General features: G+C 69.5%; 9 protein-coding genes. 3 read left to right on the forward strand and 6 right to left on the reverse strand.

Features of this window, described 5'->3' with window-relative positions:
• Window positions 1–27: 27 nt before the first annotated feature.
• Complete coding sequence (locus LCL61_RS34195) at window positions 28–840, reverse strand: ABC transporter ATP-binding protein (protein ID WP_126732852.1); 813 nt, start codon at window positions 838–840, stop codon at window positions 28–30.
• A gap of 323 nt (window positions 841–1,163) precedes the next feature.
• Here LCL61_RS34195 and LCL61_RS34200 point away from each other — a divergent pair, with 323 nt between their 5' ends.
• Window positions 1,164–1,712 (forward strand): cysteine dioxygenase family protein, encoded by a 549-nt coding sequence (locus LCL61_RS34200; protein ID WP_340683572.1) that lies wholly within the window; start codon window positions 1,164–1,166, stop codon window positions 1,710–1,712.
• Window positions 1,713–1,788: 76 nt separating this feature from the next.
• Window positions 1,789–2,184 carry a rhodanese-like domain-containing protein gene (locus LCL61_RS34205; RefSeq protein WP_340683573.1) on the forward strand — a complete coding sequence of 132 codons (396 nt, stop codon included), beginning with the start codon at window positions 1,789–1,791 and terminating at the stop codon, window positions 2,182–2,184.
• Between the two features lie 4 nt (window positions 2,185–2,188).
• Here the strand turns inward: LCL61_RS34205 and LCL61_RS34210 are convergent, their stop codons facing one another.
• The 5 genes from LCL61_RS34210 to glgP all read right to left on the reverse strand — a co-directional run bounded on the left by LCL61_RS34210 (window position 2,189) and on the right by glgP (window position 8,120).
• Window positions 2,189–3,013 carry a hypothetical protein gene (locus LCL61_RS34210; RefSeq protein WP_340683574.1) on the reverse strand — a complete coding sequence of 275 codons (825 nt, stop codon included), beginning with the start codon at window positions 3,011–3,013 and terminating at the stop codon, window positions 2,189–2,191.
• Between the two features lie 76 nt (window positions 3,014–3,089).
• Entirely contained in the window at window positions 3,090–3,731 is a 642-nt protein-coding gene (locus tag LCL61_RS34215) for a hypothetical protein (protein WP_340683575.1), read from the reverse strand.
• A 16-nt stretch (window positions 3,732–3,747) separates the two neighbouring features.
• Window positions 3,748–4,113, reverse strand: a complete 366-nt coding sequence (locus tag LCL61_RS34220; RefSeq protein WP_340683576.1) for a hypothetical protein — start codon at window positions 4,111–4,113, stop codon at window positions 3,748–3,750.
• 21 nt (window positions 4,114–4,134) lie between these two features.
• On the reverse strand, window positions 4,135–4,992 hold the full coding sequence (locus tag LCL61_RS34225; protein ID WP_340688743.1) for a hypothetical protein: 858 nt from the start codon (window positions 4,990–4,992) through the stop codon (window positions 4,135–4,137).
• A gap of 587 nt (window positions 4,993–5,579) precedes the next feature.
• Window positions 5,580–8,120, reverse strand: a complete 2,541-nt coding sequence (gene glgP / locus LCL61_RS34230; RefSeq protein ID WP_340683577.1) for an alpha-glucan family phosphorylase — start codon at window positions 8,118–8,120, stop codon at window positions 5,580–5,582.
• A gap of 144 nt (window positions 8,121–8,264) precedes the next feature.
• Here glgP and LCL61_RS34235 point away from each other — a divergent pair, with 144 nt between their 5' ends.
• A complete protein-coding gene (locus LCL61_RS34235; protein WP_425341948.1) occupies window positions 8,265–9,728 on the forward strand; it encodes a neutral zinc metallopeptidase in 1,464 nt (487 codons plus the stop codon).
• The last annotated feature ends 300 nt before the right edge of the window (window positions 9,729–10,028 follow it).

Below are 10,028 nucleotides of genomic sequence, written 5' to 3' on the forward strand. Positions count from 1 at the left end.
TTGCAGGCTACCGGTCAGTACGACCCGTCAGCGGCGACGGGCGAAGAAGCGATCACCGGACCGTTCGAGCAGGAGGTCCTGATCGAACGTCTTGGACAGGTTGTCGCTGGTCACGACGTCGTCCACGAGTCCGGAGGCGACCGCGCGGCCGTCGCGCAGCAACAGCGCGTGGGTGAATCCCGGCGGGATTTCTTCCACGTGATGGGTGACGAGCACCATGGCCGGGGCCTCGGGGTCGAGTGCCAGCTCCGAAAGGCGGGCGACGAGGTCCTCGCGGCCGCCGAGGTCGAGGCCGGCGGCGGGCTCGTCGAGCAGCAGCATCTCCGGGTCGGTCATCAGCGAACGCGCGATCAGCGTCCGCTTGCGCTCGCCTTCCGACAGTGTGCCGAAGGTGCGGTCGGCCAGGTGCGCGATGCCGAGCGCGCCCAGGAGCTCCATGGCGCGGTCGGTGTCGAGGCTGTCGTATTCCTCACGCCAGCGGCCGACGACGGCGTAACCGGCGCTCACCACGACGTCGACGACGCGCTCCTCACCCGGCACACGCTGAGCGATCGCGGCCGAGGTGAACCCGATCCGCGGGCGCAGCTCGAAGATGTTGACCTTGCCGATCCGGTCGCCGAGCAGGTCGACCGTTCCGGTGGTCGGGTGGAGCTCGGCCGCGGCCAGCCGGAGCAGGGTGGTCTTGCCCGCGCCGTTCGGGCCGAGCACCACCCAGCGCTCGTCCAGTTCCACGGTCCAATCGAGGTCGGCGAGGAGGTCGTTGCCTGTTCGGCGGACCCCGACACCGGTCATCCTCACCACGAGGTCGTCAAGTTCGCTGGGCTGGATCGGCTCGCTCACGCGCCCATTGTGTCCGCACTCGCGCGCGTGTGTGCACCGGGCCGCCGGTCGGGGGAAAGCGGCTGGTCCAGGAAGTGGGACGAAGCGACTCTTGGCAGGACACTGTGGCACCATCGACGGCGTGATCAGGTCCGTGTCCGCCGCCTTCCCCGTCATCGGGGGCTCTTTCTGGCGCCGCCGGACCATCGACCTGCTCCTCGTCGCCTCGTGCGGGTGTACCACCGCGCGACACGGCTGAGTTCCCCTCTTCCGACGGCACCTCCGTGTCGCGCCGCGTTCGGCCCTGCCTTCCGAGCCCGCGAACCTTCACGAGGAGCCTCTCCGTGACCACGTCCATCACGCCCCGCCAGGATTTCGAGATCCACCCGCAGCTGGCCGATCCGCTGCTCCCCGAACTGCTGCACCCCGATCGCCTGCTCTGGACGCCCCGCGAACTGGCCGAGCTGACCTCCACGGTCACCACCGAGCTGACCTCGGGCCTGCGCGGCCTGCTGCGTTTCGACCCCGATCACCGCTGGTGGGCGCGGCTCGCGCTGACCGACGGCGTCGAACTGTGGCTGCTGTCGTGGCTGCCCGGCCAGCAGACCACACCGCACGACCACGGCGGCGCTTCCGGTTCGTTCACCGTGCTGCAGGGCGAGATCGGCGAGGAGTACCGCTACCCCGGCGGCCCGGTGCGGCGCCGCACCCACGTCGCGGGCGACGGCATCGGCTTCGGCGCGGGGCGGGCGCACCAGGTGACCGGCATCGGCACCGAGCCCGCCGCCAGCGTCCACGCCTACTCGCCGCCGCTGGTCGCGACGCGCGAATACGCCACGCTCGCCGACGTTCCCGCCGAGATCCCCTCGCTCACCCCGATACTGGGCCGATGAGCGAGCTCGCGAGCGAATCGATCAACACAGTGCGCCTGCTCATGCGACGCAAAGCGACCGACTACGAGGAGCAGGCATGAGCGCGATCGACGCACTGCTGGCCACCGCCCGGTCCGGTCTGGACCGGGCGGAGCCCGAGCGGGCGCTGCGGCTGCAACGCGACGGTGCCCTGATCGTGGACATCCGCCCGTATGTCAACCGGGCCGAAGAGGGCGAGATCCCCGGCTCGGTGGTCGTCGAGCGGATCCACCTCGAGTGGCGGCTCGCGCCGGACAGCGCATGGCGGCTGCCGGAGGTGAAACCGGACTCGACGGTGATCGTCGTGTGCAACGAGGGGTACTCGTCGAGCCTCGCCGCCGCCGACCTGCAACGGCTCGGCCTGCCGGGTGCCACCGACCTCGAAGGCGGGTTCCGGGCCTGGCGTTCGGCGGGTCTCCCGATCCGGGAGGGCGGCACCCCCGCCGTTCCCTGAACCGCTACCGGCGGACCGCCAGCCTGGCGACCGACTCCGGGGAGAGCGGGAGCGCGGCGTGGATCCCGGCGCCTCGCGTCGGCCTGGGGTTGACCAGCACGCCCGTCGCCGCAGCACGGCCGGCGGCCGCGAGCACGACCTCGCGGCCGGTCCGGTGCCGGATCCGGCCCCAGCCCGCGCCGGTGACGGCGCGGTACTCGGCCAGCAACCGCTCGTCGGTGAAGACGCAGAGCCAGTCGCCGTGCGCGCCGAGCCGGGCCGGGACCGGGGCACCCGCCTCGTCCGCCGGGCCGCAGACCGTGCCGTCGAGGAACATCCGCATGACCGAGGGCACGGGTTCGCGCGGACTCTGCTCCCGCTCGGGACGGACGTTTTCGGCGAGCCACCGCGAAGCGAGCCTGAAGTCTTCGCCGGTGAGGTCCTCCTGGAAACCGTCGAGGCTGTTCTTGACGCTCCCCAGGAAGTCGTAGAACCGGCGGGTGCAGGTCCGCTCGGAGACCGGCACCCGGCCACGGCCGACCATGGTCCTGATCCGCCCGACCATGCCCGCCCCGCCGTGCACCGGATCCACGCCGAGGTTGTAGGCGGTCCAGACGATCTCGGGCATGAGCGGGTCGGCGAACCGTTCGAGAACACGGTTCAGCCGCAGAAGAACGATTTCGCGCACCCGGCCGGGCTCGGCGTCCTCGGCGATCCCCCAGATGCCCCGCAGTTCCGGCCCCAGCGCTTGACTCAGCCCCTCTTGCCGGATCCCGGCGCGGGCGTGGACATGGTGCAGCCGGTCCTTGGCTCTGCGCGATGTTTTCGTTTCCTTAGCCGAAGCCACCATTCCTCCGCCGTTCGGGAAGGGCCCGGCAAAGTGTATTTCACCTGGCCGTTCCGCATTGTCCGGCGGAAATCGAAGATCAGGGGTTTCCTTTGTTCGCCACCGACTTGACAAGCGGGGGCATCGCCCAGAAACGCCACACGTCGTCATTGAGTCCCTGCAACCGCCGGTCGAATTCGACCGGATCGGCGAGGAGAAGAGCCGGCGCCAGCTCAGACTGCCCGTGGGCGGTGTCAGGAGGCGGTGAAATCGGCTTCTCGGCACGCGCGGGCCGGGATTCCCGGACCACTCGGCGGTCGACTTCACCGAGCATCGTCTTCAACGCGGCCAGGTCCCTGCCCACTTCGGTGAGCGTGGCGGCGGCCCGTGCCGCCGCCTCGGTCCGCTGGGCGGCCAGCCTTCGGATGAGCGACGGATCCGAAGTGTCCCGCGCGGTCCTGGTCAGCTGTTCGAGGACGGCGACGAAATCGTCCAGCGCCCGCGCGGCGCGGCCGTGCTCCTCCGCGACCTTCCGACACCGCGCGACCAGCTCCGTCCGGCGGCCCAGATACGCGTCGTGTCCAGGGCCGGACCAGCCATGAGGATCGATCTGGCGCACCTCGACGGCTTGGTCCTCCAACGACCGGGAAACCGCTCGCAAGCGTTCCGCCTCGCTTCGGAGCACGCTGACCGTCCCCGCCGTCCAGGGCGCACTCGGCCCGTCCGGGTCTTCCGGCTTCATCGTCCGTCCTCTTCGCTCAGCCGAGAACGGCCTGGATGGTGCCGGCGTTCCCGGCGTCGAAGGCGACGGCCCGCCGAGCGAGACTTTCGGCGGCGTCGATCAGCTTGACCTTCTCGACCGCCTCTTCTTCGCCGTTCCGGTAATCGCGTGCCGCCCTGCCCAGCCGATCACCGAGGTGCCGCACGTCCTCGGCGAGCACGGTGACACTGTGCGCGGAAGCCTCCTGGAAGCTCTCCAGCGCCGCCACGAGCACGGGATCCCCCGCTTCGCTCGCCGTGGCCTTGAACTTCAGCGCCGGTTGCCTGGTGATCATCTCGGTGATGTCGTGGAGCCGGTCGCCCGACCGGCTGAGCTCGTCGGGAACGGCCTCGAAATCGATCATGTCCGGTGTCCTCGTCTCGGATCAGCATTCACGGGCGAGCCGGGCGATCTCCTCCGGCGGGAGGGGCAGCGTGGCGTCGGCCCCCGCTCCCAGCACCGGACTCGGATCGATCAGGATCCCGGTCGGGAAGATCCGGCCCGCCGCCGTCCGCACGACGTCACGGCCCGTCCACCGGCCGATCCGGGTCCAGCCCGCACCGGTGGACTCGCGATAGGCGGCCAGCAGCCTCTCTCCGGTGAAGACGCACAGCCACTCGCCCCGGGTACCGAGTTTCGCCGCGAGCGGTACACCGTCACCGTCCGCGGGTCCGTGGACAGGGCCGTCGAGGAACATCTTCAGCACCGGTTCCATCGGCGCCCGCAGCCTTCGGATGGCGGTGGACAGTCCGCTCGCGACCGCGGCCGGTCGCGGCGCATCGGGCCGGACGTTCGTGGCCAGCCAGCGCGACGCCCGGCCGAGGTCCTCGTCGGTGATCGGGCTCTGCCCGGCGCTCAAGCTCCTCACGACGGCCGGCAGGAAAATGTCGTTGAACCGGCGGGTGCAGGTGCGGACACTGCATTCGACGCCGCCCTGGCCGACCAATCTTTCGAGCCGCCGGACGACGCCGCTTTCCTCGCCGGGCGAAGCGGCGCCGAGGTTGTACGCGGTCCAGACGATCACGGGCATTTCGGGTTTCGGGAACTGGTCCAGTACCCGGTTCAACCGCAGGAGCACGATCTCCCGCACGCGTGACGCCTCGGCGTCTTCCGCGATACCCCAGCGTTCGAGCAGCTCCGGGCCCATCACCGCGGCGAGCCCGTCCTGCCAGATGCCGTTGCGCTTGTGGATGCCGAGCACACTGTCCTCGGGCTTTTTTCTTTTCCTCGTCGAAGTCACTATTCCTCCCCTGCGCGACCTCAAGGACGAAGAGCCTAGGCGATCACAATGTGCCGCTCGAATCACCCCCGGCCGCCCGACAAAGCGGCTTTCACCTGCATTTTTGCCAATTTTTGGACACCATCGGGCGCGCTTTCGCCTTTTGTTCGCCACCGAATTGACAACGAAGGAGATGACCAATCCGTGGCGAACGAAAACCGTACGTACGTCTCCTGACCACTTCCTGGCCAAGGTCCGGCAGAGGATGCGCGACGACGATCACTCCGCTTAGCGTCGAAACGACAGCCGCTGGTCGAGCGGCCAGGAATCAGGAGTACGGAATGGAACTCGTCGTGATCGTCGGGCTGGCGGTGCTGCTCGGCACCGGAGTGGGCTGGCTGGTTTCGGCCCGCTGGCATCAGCGTCGCCAGGCGGAACTCGTCCACTTCGCGCAGGCATGGGAATACGCGCGGTACGCCGGATACGTCTCGGCGCACCGGGCGGGAGATCGAGATCCGCGCACGTCAGGTGAAGCTCTAGTCANGCCGGTTCACCACGTACAGCAACAGCAGTCCGGCGACGACCAACCGGTGCGCCGTTCCTGAGGTGATTCAGGCGTGGACGACCCGCGCCAGTTCCGCCGGCGTGGCCAGCAGACGGTGTTTCGGCAGCACACGGACGGTGTAACCGATGGAGCCGGGATGCGGCAGTTTCAGCCGCGCCGCGAACGCGCCGATCCCGTCGCCTGACATCGGGACGGTGACGGGGTCGCTCAGTTCGTCCCCGTCACCCACCTTCCCGACGACGGCCTGAACGTCCACTTCGGACGGTTCGAGTCCGGCGAGGTCGATCCGCGCCCGGATGGTCACCTCGGTCCCAGTGACCATCGGCGCGGAGTCCTCGACGAGCAGTTCGGTGTCGAAGATCCGCACCCTCGGCCAGGAGACGTCCAATTTGGTCCGGTAGTCGGCCAGCGACAGCGCGCCGCGGTATCCGTCGCCGGTGGCTTCGGCGACCATGCGCGAGGCGGGCAGATACCCCGATTCGACGTACTCCCGCACCATCCGCGAAGCCTGCACGCGCGGCCCGAGGGTCTCCAGCGTGTGCCACACCATCGACATCCAGCCGCCGGGAACGCCATCGGCGCCGCGGTCGTAGAACAGCGGCGCGATCTGGTGGCCCAGCAGGTCGTAGAGCGCCGCGGCCTCCAGTTCGTCGCGGCGCAGCGGGTCGGTGACGCCGTCCGCGGTCGGGATCGCCCAGCCGTTGCTGCCGTCGTAGCACTCGTCCCACCAGCCGTCGCGGATGGACAGGTTGAGGCCGCCGTTGAGCGCGGACTTCATCCCCGAGGTGCCGCACGCCTCCAGCTGCCGCACCGGCGTGTTCAGCCAGACGTCGCAGCCGCGGTAGAGGTAGCGCGCCATGGACATGTCGTAGTCCGGCAGGAAGACGATGCGGCGCCGGACCTCGGGATCGTCGACGAACCGGACGATCTGCTGGATCAGCTGCTTGCCGCCCTCGTCGGCCGGATGCGACTTGCCCGCGACGACGAGCTGGATCGGGCGCCGCTCGTCCAGCAGCAGCGCGCGCAGGCGCTCCGGGTCTCGCAGCATCAGCGTGAGCCGCTTGTAGGTCGGCACGCGGCGAGCGAAGCCGACGGTCAGCACGTCAGGGTCGAAGACCGTGTCGGTCCACCCGAGTTCGAGCGCGGACGCGCCGCGCTGCATCCACGCGGCCCGCACCCGGCGCCGCACCTCGGCGACCAGCTTCTCCCGCAGTTCCCGTCGCAGCGCCCACAGCTGCTCGTCGCTGACGCCGTCCCGCAGCGGCTTGCCCTGACCGCCGTCGAGACCCAGCTCCTCGTGGTTGCGCCCGAGCAGCGCGCTCAGCTCGCGCGCCACCCAGGTCGGCCCGTGGACGCCGTTGGTGACCGACGAGACCGGCACCTCGTCGAAGTCGAACCCGGGCCACAGCCGCGAGAACATCCGCCGCGACACGCGGCCGTGCAGCGCGGAGACGCCGTTCGCGCGCTGAGCGAGCCGAAGTCCCATGTGCGCCATGTTGAACAGGCCGGGGTTGTCCTCCGCGCCGAGCGCGAGCACGCGGCGCGGGTCGACGTCCGGGACCAGCCTGCCGTCGGTGAAGTACCGCTGGACGAGGTCGACGGGGAACCGGTCGATCCCGGCGCTCACCGGGGTGTGCGTGGTGAACACGGTGCCGGCGCGGACGGCGGGCAGCGCCTCGTCGAACGCCAGCCCGTCGGCCTGGATGATCTCGCGGGCGCGTTCCAGCCCGAGGAATCCGGCGTGGCCTTCGTTGGTGTGGAACACCTTCGGCTGCGGATGCCCGGTCAGCTCGCAGTAACGCCGCACCGCGCGGAAGCCGCCGATCCCGGCCAGGATCTCCTGGCGGATGCGATGATCGGCGTCGCCGCCGTACAGCCGGTCGGTGACCGCGCGCAGGTCCTCGTCGTTGGCCTCGGTATCGGTGTCCAGGAGCAGCAGCGGGATCCGGCCGACGCGGGCCTTCCAGATCTGGGCGTGCAGTGTGCGCCCGGCGGGCATCGCGACGTCGACCAGCACCGGCTTGCCGCCGTCGGTCACGAGCTCCAGCGGGAAGGCGTTCGGATCGATCACCGGGTAGTGCTCGACCTGCCAGCCGTCGAGCGACAGCGCCTGCCGGAAGTATCCGGCGCGGTAGAGCAGCCCGACACCGACCATCGGCACGCCGAGGTCCGACGCCGCCTTGAGGTGGTCCCCGGCGAGCACGCCGAGACCGCCGGAGTAGTTCGGCAGCGCCTCGGTGACCCCGAACTCCATGGAGAAGTACGCGACGGCGGGCGGGAGGTCGGCGTCGTCCTGCTTCTGGTACCAGCGCGGCTCGGCGAGATAGCGGTCCAGATCGGCGACCGCCTCGCGCGCGTGGGCGAGGAAGGCGTCGTCGACGGCGAGTTCGTCGAGCCGGGCCGGTGGCAGGGCGGTGAGCATCCGCAGTGGGTCGCGGACGCGGTTGAACAGCTCCGCGTCCATCGACGCGAACAGGTCGCGCGTGGGCGGGTGCCAGGTCCAGCGCAGATTCGTGGCGAGGTCACCGAGGCCGGCGAGCGACTCCGGCAGGCTCGCGCGGACGGTGAACCGGCGGACTGCTCTCATGAGGAGCGACCATATCGGCAGCGCCCCTCCCCCGCTCAAGACCCACTTCGGGGATTACCTGCACGCGGGCCATAAGCGCTGGGTAGGGTCCCTGCTTGCCGGAGTACGCGGCCCGGTCGGGGCCCTGACGACAAGCGAGTGAACATGATCCAAGGGGGAGCGCGGGGCCATCGACGCCCGGCTCTGATCGCGGTCGTGACGGTGCTGGCCCTCGGGCTGAGCGCTTGCAGCGACAAGGGAGGCTCGACCGGCCAGCAGGGCAGCCAGCCGGGCGCCGGTGACATCGCCGGTCTGCCGGTCACACATTTCGAGAGCGGGCTGAAGCCGAACGCGCCCAAGCCGGACCTGCAGGTCCGCAACGAGGACGGCTCCGAAGACGACCAGCTCGCCATCGCCGCGATCGCCGACGCGCAGGCCTACTGGACCGAGGTCATGCCCCGCGACTTCGGGCAGCCGTACGAGCCGCTGAAGTCATTGCTGTCCTACAGCGCGAAGACCGACGACGAAGAGACCGAATGCGGGAGCGTCAAGAAGCTCGTCAACGCGTTCTACTGCCCGCCGGGTGACCTGGTGGCGTGGGACCGCGGCGTGCTGCTGCCCATGCTGCGCGAACGGTTCGGGAAAATGGCGGGAGCCGTCGTGCTCGCGCACGAACTCGGGCACGCCGTGCAGTACCGGCTCGGCGAGAAGGCCAGCATCAAGAAGAACACCCCGTCGATCGTCAAGGAGCAGCAGGCCGACTGCTTCGCCGGCGGCTACTTCCGCTGGGTCGCCGAGGACAAGAGCAAGTTCTACCGCGTCTCCACGTCCGAGGGCCTCAACCAGGTCATGGCGTCGCTGTTCCTGATCCGCGACCAGGCGGGCACCAGCGCGACCAAACAGGGCGCGCACGGCACGGCGTTCGACCGCACGTACGCGTTCCAGGTCGGCTTCGAGAAGGGCCCGAAGGAATGCGCGGCGATGAACGAGGAGAACATCAAGGCGCGGATCACCGAGCGCCCGTTCGACAAGGGTGACAAGGGCAAGGGTGACGAGAAGCTCGACGCCGAGATCATCGGGATCCTGAAGAAGAGCCTCGACGAGGCCTTCAAGGGCGCCGGCGTCCCGGGCCCGGAGATCACCGAGGACGGCAACGGCAGCTGCCCCGGCGGCCCGAGCACCCCGCCCGCGTCGTACTGCCCGTCGAACAACACCGTCAGCATCGACATGGCCAAGCTGCGCGAACTCGCGCAGCCGGTCGACCAGCAGGCGGAATGGGAAAGCGGGCACAGCGAGGGCAAGGGCGACTTCGCCGCGTTCTCGGAAATCGCGTCCCGGTACGCGATGGGCATCCAGAAGGGTGTCGGCGCGTCGATCGACAACGCGAACGCGGGCCTGCGCACCGCCTGCCTGGTCGGCGCTTGGGCGAAGGCCAGCACCGTGCCCGGCGCGACGCTGCGGCTCTCGGCCGGTGACCTCGACGAGGCCATCTCGGACCTGCTGAGCCCGGAGAGCCTCGTCTCGGCCGATGTCAACGGCAAACGCGTGGACAACGGTTTCGAGCGGGTCGAGGCGCTGCGGAAGGGCTACCTGGAGACCTCGTCGGTCTGCTCGACCCAGTACGGCTGATCGGTCCGGTCACAGCTCCGTGAAGTGACATGAAAGGCCCCTTTATTGCAAATTTTGCGATGAAGGGGCCTTTCATTGCCTTCGGGGGTTGCGAGACCTGGCTCGGGAGCGCACGGGCTCCCGAATCCCGCGGCGCAAGGTGGCCGTTTCGCGTGACGGATGGGACGACACGTGTGATCAGACGGACGACACGCGTGACTGGATGGACGACACGCGCGCGGCCGGGCTCCACCGCCAGTCGTCCGTCTGATCACACGAGTCGTCCGTCCAGACGCTCAGCTGGACGCCCCAGATCGGAAG

This window comes from Amycolatopsis coloradensis (assembly GCF_037997115.1).
GTDB lineage: Bacteria > Actinomycetota > Actinomycetes > Mycobacteriales > Pseudonocardiaceae > Amycolatopsis > Amycolatopsis coloradensis_A.